Here is a 555-nt window from a genome sequence, read left to right on the forward strand (position 1 = left end):
TTGAGAGTCTGGATGGATTATTTGAAAATGCAAACGCCGCATTAACAGAAGAAGGTTTCTTACACATCTTCCCTCAGGTTTATGACTGTGAAGGCTTCTTTGTTGCGCGTATTCGCAAACACCATTCTGTAGAGGCGCCACAAGTGAAAAAGCGCATGGGCAAATTCCCGTTCGTAAAAGCGTCGAAGAAAGAATCAGAAGAGATTTCAAAGCAACTACACAACGCATTGGATATTGAGTTACCTTCCGAAAGTACGGTTTGGCTCCGAGATAAAGACGTTTGGCTATTCCCAGATGCGCTTGAGCCTATGATTGGCGAATTACGTTTTTCTCGCATGGGCATTAAAATCGCTGAAGCACATAAAAATGGCTACCGTTGGCAACACCAAGTCGCTACCGCGCTGGCGACGGGTGCTGAAAGCAACGCTATTGAGCTAACGATTGAAGAAGCACGTGAATGGTACATGGGCCGTGATGTTCGTCCTCAAATCATTCCAGAAGGATTGAAAATGGGTAAAGGCGAAGTGCTAGTTAAGTACCAAGGTGCGATTATCG

Annotated in this window: 1 pseudogene; it reads left to right on the forward strand. The window is 45.4% G+C overall.

Going from position 1 to position 555, the window contains the following annotated elements:
* Positions 1 to 555, forward strand: a pseudogene (yebU, locus tag R7Q11_RS28495) (16S rRNA (cytosine(1407)-C(5))-methyltransferase RsmF); the annotation flags it as partial.

The sequence above is a fragment of the Vibrio sp. 970 genome (genome assembly GCF_033339075.1).